Origin of the sequence: Virgibacillus flavescens (genome assembly GCF_050574275.1) — a bacterium.
Lineage (GTDB): Bacteria > Bacillota > Bacilli > Bacillales > Amphibacillaceae > Virgibacillus_F > Virgibacillus_F flavescens.
Window position 1 is genome coordinate 746,946 of the sequence record NZ_CP192260.1, and the last position, 14,208, is coordinate 761,153.

At 39.5% G+C, this 14,208-nt stretch carries 19 protein-coding genes; 1 reads left to right on the top strand and 18 read right to left on the bottom strand.

Annotation, left to right across the window (positions count from 1 at the left end; translation table 11 throughout):
* Positions 1-176: 176 nt before the first annotated feature.
* Together VBD025_RS03770 and metG are read right to left on the bottom strand one after the other, a co-directional pair.
* Positions 177-947 carry a TatD family hydrolase gene (locus VBD025_RS03770; protein ID WP_430789411.1) on the bottom strand — a complete coding sequence of 257 codons (771 nt, stop codon included), beginning with the start codon at positions 945-947 and terminating at the stop codon, positions 177-179.
* A 255-nt stretch (positions 948-1,202) separates the two neighbouring features.
* On the bottom strand, positions 1,203-3,167 hold the full coding sequence (gene metG / locus VBD025_RS03775; protein WP_430789413.1) for a methionine--tRNA ligase: 1,965 nt from the start codon (positions 3,165-3,167) through the stop codon (positions 1,203-1,205).
* 288 nt (positions 3,168-3,455) lie between these two features.
* Between metG and VBD025_RS03780 the strand changes: the two genes are divergently transcribed.
* Positions 3,456-3,734 (top strand): AbrB/MazE/SpoVT family DNA-binding domain-containing protein, encoded by a 279-nt coding sequence (locus VBD025_RS03780; protein WP_430789415.1) that lies wholly within the window; start codon positions 3,456-3,458, stop codon positions 3,732-3,734.
* Between the two features lie 80 nt (positions 3,735-3,814).
* On the opposite strand, the gene rsmI is transcribed toward VBD025_RS03780, so the two are convergent.
* The 16 genes from rsmI to VBD025_RS03860 all read right to left on the bottom strand — a co-directional run bounded on the left by rsmI (position 3,815) and on the right by VBD025_RS03860 (position 14,196).
* Positions 3,815-4,687, bottom strand: coding sequence for a 16S rRNA (cytidine(1402)-2'-O)-methyltransferase (gene rsmI / locus VBD025_RS03785; RefSeq protein ID WP_430789417.1), 873 nt, complete (start codon positions 4,685-4,687; stop codon positions 3,815-3,817).
* The gene (locus VBD025_RS03790) at positions 4,665-4,958 is read right to left on the bottom strand and encodes a GIY-YIG nuclease family protein (RefSeq protein ID WP_430789419.1); all 294 of its coding nucleotides are present in this window, start codon (positions 4,956-4,958) and stop codon (positions 4,665-4,667) included. Before VBD025_RS03790 ends, rsmI begins: the two co-directional genes overlap by 23 nt.
* On the bottom strand, positions 4,945-5,691 hold the full coding sequence (locus VBD025_RS03795) for a tRNA1(Val) (adenine(37)-N6)-methyltransferase (RefSeq protein ID WP_430789421.1): 747 nt from the start codon (positions 5,689-5,691) through the stop codon (positions 4,945-4,947). The genes VBD025_RS03790 and VBD025_RS03795 overlap by 14 nt, the downstream gene beginning before the upstream one ends.
* 87 nt (positions 5,692-5,778) lie before the next feature.
* Positions 5,779-6,123, bottom strand: a complete 345-nt coding sequence (gene yabA / locus VBD025_RS03800; protein ID WP_430789423.1) for a DNA replication initiation control protein YabA — start codon at positions 6,121-6,123, stop codon at positions 5,779-5,781.
* 16 nt (positions 6,124-6,139) lie between these two features.
* Positions 6,140-6,967, bottom strand: coding sequence for a PSP1 domain-containing protein (locus VBD025_RS03805; RefSeq protein ID WP_430789425.1), 828 nt, complete (start codon positions 6,965-6,967; stop codon positions 6,140-6,142).
* A 6-nt stretch (positions 6,968-6,973) separates the two neighbouring features.
* Positions 6,974-7,960: a DNA polymerase III subunit delta' gene (gene holB, locus VBD025_RS03810; protein WP_430789427.1), complete on the bottom strand. Its 987-nt coding sequence runs from the start codon at positions 7,958-7,960 to the stop codon at positions 6,974-6,976.
* 39 nt (positions 7,961-7,999) lie between these two features.
* The gene (locus VBD025_RS03815) at positions 8,000-8,440 is read right to left on the bottom strand and encodes a YaaR family protein (protein ID WP_430789429.1); all 441 of its coding nucleotides are present in this window, start codon (positions 8,438-8,440) and stop codon (positions 8,000-8,002) included.
* Between the two features lie 367 nt (positions 8,441-8,807).
* On the bottom strand, positions 8,808-9,137 hold the full coding sequence (locus tag VBD025_RS03820; protein WP_430789431.1) for a cyclic-di-AMP receptor: 330 nt from the start codon (positions 9,135-9,137) through the stop codon (positions 8,808-8,810).
* Between the two features lie 13 nt (positions 9,138-9,150).
* On the bottom strand, positions 9,151-9,783 hold the full coding sequence (gene tmk / locus VBD025_RS03825; protein WP_430789433.1) for a dTMP kinase: 633 nt from the start codon (positions 9,781-9,783) through the stop codon (positions 9,151-9,153).
* Complete coding sequence (locus VBD025_RS03830; protein WP_430789435.1) at positions 9,780-11,222, bottom strand: aminotransferase class I/II-fold pyridoxal phosphate-dependent enzyme; 1,443 nt, start codon at positions 11,220-11,222, stop codon at positions 9,780-9,782. Before VBD025_RS03830 ends, tmk begins: the two co-directional genes overlap by 4 nt.
* 29 nt (positions 11,223-11,251) lie before the next feature.
* Entirely contained in the window at positions 11,252-12,226 is a 975-nt protein-coding gene (locus VBD025_RS03835) for a cation diffusion facilitator family transporter (RefSeq protein ID WP_430789437.1), read from the bottom strand.
* 163 nt (positions 12,227-12,389) lie between these two features.
* Complete coding sequence (locus tag VBD025_RS03840; protein ID WP_430789439.1) at positions 12,390-12,581, bottom strand: sigma factor G inhibitor Gin; 192 nt, start codon at positions 12,579-12,581, stop codon at positions 12,390-12,392.
* Positions 12,582-12,698: 117 nt separating this feature from the next.
* The gene (locus tag VBD025_RS03845) at positions 12,699-12,965 is read right to left on the bottom strand and encodes a pro-sigmaK processing inhibitor BofA family protein (protein WP_430789441.1); all 267 of its coding nucleotides are present in this window, start codon (positions 12,963-12,965) and stop codon (positions 12,699-12,701) included.
* Positions 12,966-13,039: 74 nt separating this feature from the next.
* A complete protein-coding gene (locus tag VBD025_RS03850) occupies positions 13,040-13,255 on the bottom strand; it encodes a YaaL family protein (protein ID WP_430789443.1) in 216 nt (71 codons plus the stop codon).
* 15 nt (positions 13,256-13,270) lie between these two features.
* Complete coding sequence (gene recR / locus VBD025_RS03855) at positions 13,271-13,867, bottom strand: recombination mediator RecR (protein ID WP_430789444.1); 597 nt, start codon at positions 13,865-13,867, stop codon at positions 13,271-13,273.
* An 11-nt stretch (positions 13,868-13,878) separates the two neighbouring features.
* Positions 13,879-14,196, bottom strand: coding sequence for a YbaB/EbfC family nucleoid-associated protein (locus VBD025_RS03860; protein WP_430789446.1), 318 nt, complete (start codon positions 14,194-14,196; stop codon positions 13,879-13,881).
* Positions 14,197-14,208 lie beyond the last annotated feature (12 nt).

The following is a 14,208-nucleotide window of genomic DNA, read 5'->3' on the forward strand; positions in this document are numbered from 1 at the left end:
TTACGGTTTCTTTACAATTAAGTTACAAATAATAACTCTGTAATATTTTTGGTTTTAATAACTTCTATAGTCAAGGACTGACAAGGGATTGAATGATTTACCAAAAGCAACAAAAAAAAGACAAGGAATTTTCCTTGCCCCCAAAAAAAGGTAAATTTTACTTGTTTTATTACAAATTAGCTATTGATTGAAAAAAATCTGCGTGCGTTTTCTGTTGTGATTTCGCTCAATTCTTCAATGGAAATATTCCGAAGTTCTGCAATTTTTTCAGCAACTAATGTCACATAACTTGGCTCATTTCGCTTCCCCCGGTTTGGGTGTGGTGCCAGAAATGGTGCATCCGTTTCCACCAACAGTCGGTTTAATGGCACTTCAACTGCCACCTCTTTAGGATCTCTAGCGTTTTTAAACGTGACAGGTCCACCTAGTGAAATATAAAAATTCATATCCAGACAAGCTTGCACATATTCAACTGTATCGTTATAGCAATGCATAATACCGCCAACTTCAGCAGCATTTTCTTCCTGCAATATGGTTATGATATCTTCCGTCGCTTCCCGATTATGAATGATGATAGGCATGTGTACTTTCTTGGCTAGCTGTATTTGCTTTCTAAACACTTCTTTTTGGATATCCTTAGGTGACTTATCCCAGTGATAATCAAGTCCCATCTCACCGATCGCAACGACTTTTGGGTGAGTTGCCAGTTCTTCTATCCATGCCAAATCCTCATCCGTCATGTCGATTGCATCTACTGGATGCCACCCAACCGCAGCGTAAATTGTCTCGTATTGTTCGGCTATTTCTATTGCGAGAGGGATCGTCTCTCTGTCAAAACCAACAACGACCATTTGCGTTACGCCAGCATCAAATGCACGCTTTATAACTTCATCTCTGTCTTCTTTAAATTGTCTCGCATTCAAATGTACATGTGTATCAAATAACATATCCTCATTCCTTTCTTCAATTAGGAGAAAAGTCGCCGTCCAGGATCGCCCCAAGGAGGCTCAACACTCGCCCGCGGAAAGCGAAGTATATTCGAAGATGCGGTCGTAGATCCACTAATTTTGTATCACGTCTAACCTTTACAGTGGCCACCTTGCTACCCCCACTGGGGTCTCGCATCGTTTCCTCTACCGGTGATTTCCTATTTATAAAAAGTCTGGCTCTATGGAGAAAGCCAGACTTTTTGATTTTTTATATTATTTTACAACGGATCCGTTAGGCAAGGTTTGTTCAACAGTTGCCAGTGCAAGTTTTCCATCTGCATCTTCGCCAGAGAGAATCATACCTTCTGACATTTCACCTCGAAGTTTAACAGGCTTCAGGTTTGTTACACAAATAACTTTTTTGCCCATTAACTCCTCGGGATCATAATGTTCAGCAAGTCCGGATACGACTTGACGCTTTTCTCCACCCAGATCGAGCTGCAACTTCAATAATTTATCAGCTTTTTTCATTTTTTCAGCACGCAGCACTTCAGCAACGCGCATATCCAGCTTCATGAAGTCATCATAGTCAATAAGATCTTTCGAACCAGCATTTTCTGCTTCAGGTTCAGGTCCAACTGTTGTCTCCGTTGGGTTTTGCATCATCGCTTTAATAATCTGTGTCTCTTCGTCCACGTCAAGACGCGGGAAGATCGGATCACCTTTTGTTACACTCGTTCCTTCAACAATCTGACCCAATTCATGGATACTGTCCCACTCTTTCAGGTTATCATCCTTCACTCCGATTTGACGGAATATCTCAGTAGGTGCTTCTGTTAAAAATGGTTTAAGCATCACACCAATAATTCGCAGTGAGTCAGCTAAATGAGCCATTACGTTCCCAAGGCGTTCTTTTTGAGTATCGTCTTTTGCTAATTTCCATGGCTCTGTCTCATCGATATACTTATTTGTGCGGCTAACAAGCTTCCACAGCTCCGAAAGCGCTACAGAGAACTCCATCTTTTCAAGCGATTCTTCAACCAGTCTGATTGTCTCTGTTTCAAATTTCTCCAGACTTTTATCAAATTCTGTTTCTGCTGCTTTATAAGCCGGAATCACACCTTCAAAATACTTATCAATCATGGCTACGGTTCGGTTCAGTAAATTCCCTAAATCGTTTGCCAAGTCATAGTTTGTGCGCTGTACAAAGCCTTCTGGTGTAAACACACCATCCGAGCCGAATGGAACTTCACGAAGCAAATAATATCGCAATGCATCAAGTCCGTAGCGATCAATCAGTTTAACTGGATCGACAACATTACCTTTTGACTTCGACATCTTGCCATCCTTCATCAGGATCCAGCCATGTGCGAAAACTTTTTTCGGTAATGGTAAATCAAGTGCCATTAGCATTATTGGCCAATAAATAGTATGGAAGCGAACAATCTCCTTACTCATTAAATGCACATCTGCCGGCCAATATTTCTGGAACTTTCCATCGTCATCTGTACTGTAACCGAGCGCTGTAATATAGTTACTTAATGCGTCAATCCACACATAGATAACATGCTTCGGATCACTAGGTACCTTCACTCCCCAGTCAAAAGAAGTACGTGAGACAGCTAAATCCTCAAGTCCAGGCTTAATAAAGTTATTCAGCATTTCGTTTTTGCGGCTTTCCGGCTGAATAAACTCTGGATGTTCATCATAGTACCGTACAAGCCGGTCCACATATTTGCTCATCTTAAAGAAATAAGATTCTTCTTTTACTTTTTCAACAGCCCTGCCACAATCAGGGCAAAGCCCATCCTCCAGCTGGCGTTCAGTAAAGAAAGCTTCATCTGAAGTACAGTACCAGCCTTCGTATTGGTCTAAGTATATATCACCCTGCTCCAAGAGCTGATTGAATATCTTTTCGACAATTTTTTTATGCCGCTCTTCTGTAGTACGAATAAAATCATCGTTAGTCACTTTAAGCTTCGTCCACAACCCTTGAATTCCTTCGACAATTTCATCGACATATTCCTGCGGGGAGACACCTTTTTCTTCTGCTTTACGCTGAATTTTTTGACCATGTTCGTCTGTTCCGGTTAAGTACATGACGTCATAGCCACGCAGCCGCTTATAACGCGCGATCGCATCGCCAGCAACAGTTGAGTATGCATGTCCAATATGTAATTTACCACTTGGGTAATAAATTGGTGTAGTAATATAAAATGTCTTCTTTTCATTTCCCATAAAAGTACCTCCTCTTTCTTATCCATTTCCATCCGTTTCTATTCGATAAACTATTACTATTGTAGCGATTTTATCATAAGATTTCCATTATCAAACAACCGGTATCGAAAATACTCATAAAAGCGACATTTAATCATTCTTTTTAGTTAATGACTTAATTTTCCGATTTGTTTCTATTTTCGAGAAAAATTAATTGACACTTATGGAAATCGTTGGTACTATATTCCTAGAAACACATGTCGAAATTTGGCGAATTTACATCTTTTACCTTCAGAAGGGAGATAAAAAATGAAGTCTACTGGTATTGTCCGCAAAGTTGATGAACTTGGCCGTGTCGTAATTCCAATTGAACTTCGACGAACTCTAGGTATTCAGGAAAAAGATGCTTTGGAGATTTATGTCGACAGTGACAAAATTGTTCTAAAAAAGTACAAGCCAACCATGACGTGTCAAATCACTGGCGAAACCGCTGATACTAACCTATCATTAGCCAATGGCAAACTGACGCTCAGCCCTGATGGAGCAAAGGAACTGATTAAGGAAATTCAAACAAAATTTAAGGTTTAGGATTTAACTTTTCTAACCAATGTGCCAAAAAGGACTGACGCCTAATTAATTTTACGTCAGTTCTTTTTTTATCTTACTTCTTATCCAATATGATAGGTTTGATAAACTTCCCGCTTTGGCATTTGCCGTTCAACGGCAACCTTTTTAATAGCATCTTTACTCGACATGCTTTCTTCTTCCATATAATGAGCAATATGTTTCATCACAGAGAGATGGCTCCACCATAATCCTTCGTCTGATATAGTATTCTCTGCATTTCCCTCTACAACGATACAGAACTCACCTCTTAACTCTGTATCGTGGATCCATTGTAAGACTTCTGCTATCGAGCCGCGAATATACTCTTCAAACCGCTTCGTCAATTCTCTCGCAAGCGTTACCTGACGCTCGCCAAATTGTTCCTGTATAGCCGAGACGGTTTCCTTTAAGCGATGTGGTGATTCGTAAAACAGCAATGTAGCCTGGAGCGGCTTCATTCGTTCCAGCTCCTTTATCCTGTCCTTCTTCTTCCTGGGCAGGAACCCGTAGAATAAAAATTCTGTCGTTGGCAGTCCTGATCCTATAAGTGCACACAACGCTGCATTCGCCCCAGGTAATACGACTACTGGAATCGATGCCTCAATTGCCGATTGAACCATCTCATACCCCGGATCAGAAATTCCAGGCATTCCCGCATCACTTACAAAAGCTATAGATTCACCATTTTCCAGCCGTTCCATTAATTGATGCCCACGTGATTCTTTATTATGATCATGGTAACTGATTAAAGAGGTCGTAATCTCAAAATGGGTCAAAAGCTTTTTTGTATTGCGGGTATCTTCTGCTGCAATTAAAGCAGATGATTGTAAAATTTTTAACGCACGGTACGTAATATCCTCCAGATTCCCAATTGGGGTTGGAACAATATACACCGTACCTTTTTCAGTTGCCTCAAAGCTTTTTTGTGTTTTCATTCGGTACCACCTCAAGTTTATTCAACGAAATCAAATGTTCTTTCGCACTTCTCTTCAGTTTCTTAATCGCATACTCCTGTTTCAGAGCTTCTTCTTTTGTCGAAAAGCGTTCGACAAATTCTACCTGGAACGGTCCACGACCACGGGTATATTTAGCCCCTTTACCAGATTGATGCATACGTAACCGCTTCGCTAAATTGTTTGTATATCCAGTATAAAGGGTTGAATCCTTACATTTCAAAATATAGACGACATGATTATTTTCTTCCATAGATAATTTCCTCAGCTTCTGGCGTATACGTATTATCATCATTATATATATACAATGGAGGTAAAATAGTCAGATCAGCCTTCCCGTCACGAATACCTTCAATTAAAAGCATGTTGGCATCACGTCCTTTTTTAGGATAGACAAGCTGCATTCGTTTTGGTTCAAGCTTGTATTTCCGAAACAAATTAAGAATATCAACCAGCCTGCCCGGACGGTGCACAAATGATACCTTCCCACCAGGCTTAACATACAGTTTGCATGCTTTTACTACATCCTCAAGCGAGCAGTAAACTTCGTGACGCGCTATCGTTAAATAATCATTTTTATTATGCTCGGTCTCTTCTTTCGTTTTGAAATAAGGCGGATTACATGTCACGAGATCAAATGAACTATGTGCAAGCTTCCCCTGCATATTCGTCAAGTCGCCATGAAGTATTGTAATCTGGGTGCTCAGTTCATTTAATTGGACGCTGCGGGTGGCCATATCATACAACCGATTCTGAATTTCGACTCCTGTTATATGGGCATTGGATTTTCTCGATAAAAAAAGCGGGATTACCCCGTTTCCGCTGCACAAATCAAGTATTCTGCCTTTTTTGATGGGGACATAGGTGAAATGCGCAAGTAAAACAGCATCTAGAGAAAAAGAGAAAACAGTTGGACTTTGAATAATCTGTATGTCATCCTCTTTCACTAAATAATCAAGCCGTTCGTCATCAAATAACTGTACCATTTCATTAAACCCTTTCTGTATCTATGTAAGAAAAGCTGTCCCTTCTTGTCTATATAAGACAGTGAGACAGCTGATAACTAACGTAGCTTATTTATTCTTATTTAAAAATAATAAACAAAACAGGCAATCTTCATCTTGTCTTGGGCTGCCAAAATGAACGTTACAAATATGAAAACCTTCTTCATATAACCTTGCTAAGTTATCATAACCTTCGCCAGGTATTTCACTCGCGTCATGGTTAGCGGCCTTTTCCATATCTGTATCTTCATTTCCTTCAAATCGATTGCGGAGATGATGATTTTCCATTGCAAGTCGATTGTTCTCCTCAAGCAAATTACCTAAGTGATCCTTAAGATCACCAAGTTGCTCATATAATTCGCCTATTCGTTTCTCCATATCCGATACCTGATCAAATACTTCCCGCTTGTTCACTTCACCATACACCCCACTATTCTGTGGCTTGCGCTTTTATTATTCCTTCGTCCACTAATTCTTCCAGCGTATATTCAATAACGCGCTCTTTTTCTGGAATTTCAATTTGAACAACACGTTCTAATATATTCATTCCAACCACTTTTCCTTTACCAAATGGCGTTGTAACTTTTTCTCCTAAATCCGGCAGCCGGCGTTTTGCTGTTTCATAATCATCATTTTCGTACTTCAAACAGCACATCAAACGTCCACATAGGCCGGATATTTTCGCTGGATTTAACGATAGGTTTTGATCCTTTGCCATTTTAATGGAAACAGGTTCGAAATCACCTAAAAATGTGGAACAACAAAGCATTCGACCACATGGGCCGATTCCGCCAAGCATTTTCGCTTCATCCCGAACACCAATTTGACGAAGTTCGATTCGTGTTTTAAACAAAGCTGCCAAATCCTTAACTAAATTACGAAAATCTACTCGTCCATCTGCAGTGAAATAAAAGATTATTTTATTTCGATCAAATGTATATTCTACCTCAACTAGATTCATATCCAGTTTATGTTCAATAATCTTCTCCGTACATGTACGAAAAGCTATTTCTGATTGCTGCTGATTCTCAACAACCGTCATTTTGTCCTTCTCATCTGCAAGACGAAGAACTTTCTTAAGTGGCAGAACAACATCTTCTTCATCTACTTGCTTACTAGCAATAACCACTTTACCAAATTCAATACCTCGAACCGTTTCAACAATGACATAACCATCTAAGGTAATATCATGATCTCCGGGATCGAAGTAATATATTTTACCCGCTTTTTTAAAACGGACACCAATAACTTCAATCACTTTAAATCACCTCTGTATGTGAAGTGTAAGCTGTTCCATCACTAATGTGGGATGAACATTTTGCTTCAGCTTACGTTTTGCCTGGAGAATATCCTGTAAAACAGATAGTAACTTCGCTTTCGAAAAAAACAGCGCCGCTTTCTCCACACTCTCGTCTTCTTTATTGTATAGAACCAATGCTTCGTAATCGATATGATAATAAAGAATATCTTTGAATGCCAGCAACAATATGTCCAGTCCCTGCTCCATCTGAATTCTTTCTTTAAAATGTACGAGCCACTGACTATGAATATATAAGTATACTTCTTCAGGTTTTACGATAAACATTTCTACCAATTGTACCACTAATTTTCTTGCGTGTGCAAACCACTCATCACCATTTAGAGCAATCGCTTCATCTATATTATTCGTTAATGCACTTACAAGCGTAACATTACTCTCCGACACACCAGATTTCAATAATTTTTTTTGGAAATGAACTGGATTGAGAGGTTGTAATTCAAGAATCTGACACCGGGAGCGAATGGTTGAAAGGATGGATTGACTATTTTCTGTAAGCATAATCGCAGTAGTTTCCATATTCGGTTCTTCTAAAAACTTCAAAATACGGTTTGCAGCATTGGGTGTTAGGGTGTCCGAGTCTTTAATTACATAAACTTTTCGAGCCGATTCAAGTCCGCTGTATTTAAACTCTTTTTGCAGCTCATCAATCTGTTCTTTTTTTATGGAAAGCCCATCTGGTTCAATCCAATGGACATCCGGATGGTTCCCTGATTCCACTCGTTTACAGTTAAGACAAGTATTACATGGATCTGTGCCGTTTCTGTTATCACAAAATAATACCTTTGCCAGTAATCGCGCAATTGCTTCTTTACCTGTTCCGCGTTCTCCAGCAATTAAGTACGCATGAGAAACACGATTTTTCATGATACTATTCGTAATTATTTTACTTGTCAAAGGCTGTATGTTTTCTAAATCAGACCATGTATTCATGTTTCCCATCCTTACATTTAAGTGAGTGACTCGGATATGTTACGTATATAAATTAATTAATAGTCCTTTAATTTCGCCAATTAATCCAAGTAAATCTACGCTTTTTCTTTCTTGATTCATCAATTCTTCCGTCAATTCGATTAGTTTTGAATCAATTTCTTTCACGATGGAGAGCTTTTGATTTCTGCTTTCCAATCCAAAACTATGAGACTGTTTTAAATCCAGCCCATTATATACAGTTTCCTGAAGAAACCCTTTTACCATGCGTTTAAATTTCACCAGATCTTTAAAGGAACGAAACTTCGCGAGCTTTTCGCCCTGAACGGTAATACCTTTCATCAGCAGCTGAAGCTCTTGTGCTTTTAATTTATGAGACTGTGTTTGCACAAGTCCATCGAAAGATTGTTTTCCTTCAAATGACGATCGGGAATGTTTATTGGTTGCGTCCACTTGTGAACGTAGATCTTGACTAATTTTCATAGTAATATTAGCCCCTTTGCTTTTCTTTAACAGCAGAAGTACCAGGCACCTCCGCTTTTCTTTACTGGCTAGCTACGTGGGCTAGCGACTCGAGGCATAGATGGCTGATAAAAAGGTGGATTATAAAAACTTATCTTTTCACCTATACCTAGCATCATCGAAATCATGAGACTCCTGTGGGAACAGCGCGAGCTGAAGATCCCGCAGGAAAGCGGTTTTTGCTTATCCGAGGAAGCTGAAGCCGTGCCCACGGAAAGCGAAATGAATTCGAGGATGCGATCGCAGATCCACTAAGTCTGTATATCATGTAACTTTTCAGTCATCTGGGGCGACTATCCGCTTCTTAACAGTCGCCTCCGCTTTTCTTTTAAAACTGGAAGAATGATTCTATTGGTAGGATAAATACGGTTGCGCCGCCTACTTCGACTTGGACTGGTTTTGGGATATATGAATCTGCATTACCGCCCATTGGTGAAATAGGTGCTACCATTTGTTCACGCTGTGAGCAATTATCTCGAATAATATCCAGTGCTTCGTCTACGTAGTCATCCTCGCAACCAATCATAAGGGTCGTGTTTCCTTCTTTTAAAAACCCGCCGGTTGTAGCAAGTTTGGTTGTTTTAAAGTTTTCTTTCCCAAGCGCATTACTTAGTCGGTTAGAATCCTTATCCTGGACCACCGCTATAATAAGCTTCATCCTTTTTTCCTCCTTATAATTTAGTTATGAAACGATCAATTATTTGTGAGACTTCTATTTTCACCTGGTCCATCGTTTGATCTGCGTCGATGACCTGTATACGTTCCGGGAATTTTGTAACAAGTAAATGATACGCCTCATAAACACGCTTATGAAATTGCAGTTCTTCTAAATCCAAACGATTCTTCTCTCTATCTTTATTCGCGTTAATACGCTCTAATCCCTTTTTGGGATCGATATCAAAAAATAAAGTCAAATCCGGCATGCAATTTTGAATAGCAAACTGGTTGATTGCGAAAACCTCATCAATACCAAGACCTCGTGCATAGCCTTGATATGCTAAACTGCTGTCGATAAACCGATCACACAATACCACTTTACCTTGTTCTAATGCCGGTATAACCTTTTCCATCAAATGTTGTCTCCGAGCTGCTGCATACAACAATGCTTCCGTTCGGGGATCCATTGCAACATGCTGCGGATCTAAAATGATATGTCTGATTTTCTCAGCAATTTCAATGCCGCCTGGTTCACGGGTTGTTAAAACTTCGTAACCCTTTTCTTCTAATACTTTGCCAAGCGATTGAAGAGCAGATGTCTTACCAGCGCCCTCTCCACCTTCAAGCGTAATAAAATATCCACTCACAATAGGTATTCCCCTTTATATATATAAATTCCTTCATCTATATCATCAATTTGAATGCTTGCACCTTGTTTGATTAATTCTGTTAACAACGTTACCTGGGCTGTTGTTATCCGTTCTCCTTTTAAGATCAAAGGAACTCCCGGAGGATATGGAATAATTGCATCAGCCGCTACTGCTCCAACCGCTTCGTTCAGCGAGGTGCGTAACGTTTCATTCTTTTGCATTTGAATGTAATCCATTGCTAGTTCTTCTATGACATTTGGAAAAAGTTTGCTTACATCTATTGTAGCATGGTTGTCTATTATTTTTAATTGTTCCGTAATATTTTTTACCGTATTCAGCAACTGATCGTTCTCCTGAAAAACAGAAAGTTCGTGAATCAGTAAAACTTGATTGTGCGTGGTTAGCTCCGGGTAGATATGATTCGCTTCAAAAGCATTACCAACCGCATACCCTGATAACCCTGCTTTAGTCTGAAGTGTGATTTTTAACGGGTCATCTTCACTAGTTAACGGTATGATATCCCATAGTTCACTTTCTGATAGAATGGATCTAACTTCATTTACACTGGTGATAATCTCGGTGACTTCTTCATGACCGATTTCAGTCAAAAATGACCGCGCCAGATCCAGCGACGCCATCAGCGGATAGGACGGGCTGCTCGATTGAAGCATTTGCAGATAGTGACTCACACTGTTTCTTGAAATAAACGCAGATTTTATATGTAAATAGGAACTCATTGTCATACTTGGCGCCATTTTATGTGCAGATTGAACAACTAAATCAGCGCCAAGATCTAGCGCAGATGGTGGAAAAGGCGTCCCTAATGAAAAATGAACACCATGCGCTTCATCGATTAGTACTGGTATTCCGCGATCATGCGCGTAATCAATTATTAGTTTAATGTCATAGGTTCTTCCAAAGTAATCCGGGTAGGTTAGCACTACGCCTTTAGCGTCTGGGTGGCAATCGATTGCCTGCATAATGGATTCGGGCAACGGACTCGTATAACGATCTACCGTTTCATCAAATTGAGGAGCAACAAAGACAGGGTGGGCACCTGCTAATTCAAGCCCATTCATCACAGATTTATGACTATTGCGCTGTACAATCATTTTATCCCCTAAAGAACAAACAGAAAGAATCATCGCTAAGTTTCCTGACGTACTGCCACCTACAAGAAAGAATGTATGATCTGCACCGAAATAATCAGCAGCAAGCCCCTCCGCTTCCTTAATTACTCCAGTTGGCGCATGTAAATCATCCAGGCCATTAAGCTCTGTCATATCAATCGTCAGTATCGATTGGAATATGTCTCTTCCAACTTCAGGAAAGACTATTCCATTTTTATGCCCAGGAACATGAAACGAAACCCTTTCTTTATTTGCATAATCTACTAGTTTTTCGTAAAGCGGCGTGGTTGCTTGGTTTCGCTTCATTATAAAAAATCCCCTTTGCGGCACACAATTTATTGCGGCTGTTTCGTTATCTTGTTCCAGCTTTGGACGTGATCATCCATATCTGTCTCGATAATGACGTCAGTTACTCCTTTTTCCTTCAATATTTCCTTTTCAATATTATCACGAATTTTATCCACTTCCGCTACCGTTTTGTCAGGATCAAATTCAATTTTTAATTCCACATGCAACTCATCGCCTTCTCTGATCACCATCAACGTGTTAATATCTCTAACATCAGGTTCAGCAAAAACAAACTCGCCTATCTTTTTTTCCATTTCTTCATCAGCAACGCCCAGTACACCTGCTGCATTATCTAAGAAAACACGTCCTACAACAAAGAATAACATGAGGCCAATTATAATTGATGCGTATCCCTCTGCCTGAATAAATGGCGTGTACGTTCCAATAACGATTGCCAGCATAGCGAGTAGTGCTCCTAACGTTGCCACTAGATCCTCTAAGAAGACCAATTTTGTTGCTGGATTTGCATTTCCCACGTTTTTAAAGCTCTCCGTCACAATACTGAATCCTTTAATATCACCAGGCAGTTCCGCTGTTATTTCTTTCATAGCCTTATAGAGGACAAAAGCCTCCAGAAGTGCAGCAACTCCCAGAACCGAAATATTCAACCAGAACCATGAACCAGATTCAGGCGGTTCTGTAATATGGTGAAATCCTTCCTTAATCGTTTCATAAGCTAAAATACCAACAATTAACACAGCTCCAAGTAATACTAAATTCACCAGTCGTGCAAAACCTCCAGGAAAACGTTCAGTTGGCGCCTTTTTACTTAAGGAAGATCCGATAAATACAAAAAACTGGTTGGCGGAATCTCCAATACTGTGCATTAATTCTGCAAACATCGCTACATTACCAGTAATAAAAAAAGTAATACCTTTTATAATAGCGATAACCGCATTCATAATACTTGCCCATAAAGCTGACCTGCTACCTTTTTTCAACAGTTCAAAAAGCTCTTTCATGTCGTACACCCTTCCCTCTATAGCAAGATTTTTCTACACTGTAATATTGTTCCATATTGCTTTCTTCTTACTCATTAGATTACCAAGATTAATAAAAATAAACCACACTAATTTTCTGCAAACAAAAAAGCCTCTGCGCAAAGTGGCAAAAGCTTTAGGATATCTATGAATATAACCTTGGTTGATTCATATTTTTTAGTTTCTGCAGATAATAGTTGTATTTTTCTTCTCTCGGCTCGGTGTGAATCATATTCTGTTCACACTCACAACAAATAAAAAGTGTATATAAATGAATTCCTCTGTCTTTCTCTTCCTCACAAATACCACAGCACTCTTTTGCGATTGTCGATTTCATTTCCCCCACCTCCGTTAGTTAGTCTCTCCTAATCTAACGAAATATATACATAGATTCTTTTAAACAATGAAACTTTCTATGTTAAGTATATGAAGGAATTTCCAAATAGTGTCTGTACTATACAATTAGAAAAATATGAATGGCGGCAAGAGAAGCAAGACCAAATATCCCTAAAAACCCAGCGACCGCTGTAGTAAACAGATTAATGGGGATATGAAGACCTATTACTCCACCGAAAACATTTAAAAAAAATAAAAATAACACACCGATTGCAAGCTTCACTACTCCCTGACCAACAAAACGCATTGGCTTGATGGGGGCCCCAACAAATAAAACCAGTACGATCAATGCAACCAAAATAGAAATTATTATTGTCGAACTCAACTTGACCTACTCCTTCCCTGTCCCCTTTTTACTACTTATGTCAGGAAACAGGAAAAAAGAACAAGCTATTGTTTTCAATCGTAGCGGATTGCGCTAATCTTGCGGTGTCTGGCCTCACGCAGCAAAAATAAATATTTTGCCTGCGCAAATTTTTCTTTATATATAGCTGTAAGCGTTGGCTCGATACTTTGGTGCACAATGCTTTCTATACTTTTCCAATCACGTTCCAGAATGAAAATGGTATCAAGCAGTTCTTCATCGACATGCTTTTTTTTATATTTTTTTCCCATGCTTTCACCTAACTTCTACAGTTCTCTTCGTCCCTCTAATGCTTTAGATAAAGTTACTTCATCTGCATACTCAAGATCGCCGCCAACTGGTAATCCGTGAGCAATCCTGGTCGTACGGATGCCTGATGGCCTTACTAATCTTGAAATATACATCGCAGTTGCTTCCCCTTCGATGTTTGGGTTTGTAGCGAGAATTAATTCCTCAACGTCTTCATCCTTTAGACGATTAAGTAAATCAGGTACGTTAATATCCTCAGGACCAATCCCATCCATTGGTGAGATAGCACCATGCAGCACATGATACTTTCCTCTGAATTCTTTCATTTTTTCCATTGCAATGACGTCTTTTGGATCCTGAACCACACAAATAATGGATTGATCGCGGGTTTGGTCCTGACAAATGGAGCATGGATCCTGGTCGGTGATATGACCACAGACCGTACAATGCGTTAACTCCCGTTTGGCATTCACTAATGAGTTAGCGAAATTAAGCACATCATCGTCTTTCATATTAATAACAAAAAAAGCCAGCCGGACTGCAGTTTTCGGTCCGATCCCTGGCAATTTTGTAAAGCTGTCAATCAGTTTAGAAATCGGTTCTGGATAATACATCAAGGTGCCTCCTAGAACATTCCTCCAGGCATATTCATTCCTTTTGTGAATTGTCCCATAGTTTCGTTTGTTTTTTCTTCAATCTTCTTTAATACTTCGTTTGTCGCTGCAAGGATTAAATCCTGAAGCATCTCTAAATCGTCTGGATCTACAACTTCTTCTTTTATCTGAACGTCTGTAATTTCTTTTTTACCGTTAGCAGTTACAGTAACCATTCCCCCACCAGCAGTAGCTTCAAACGACAATTCGTGTAATTCGTCCTGTGCGACCATCATTTTCTTTTGCATCTTCTGCATTTGTTTCATCATATTTCCCATATTACCTTTCATTATAACTCCTCC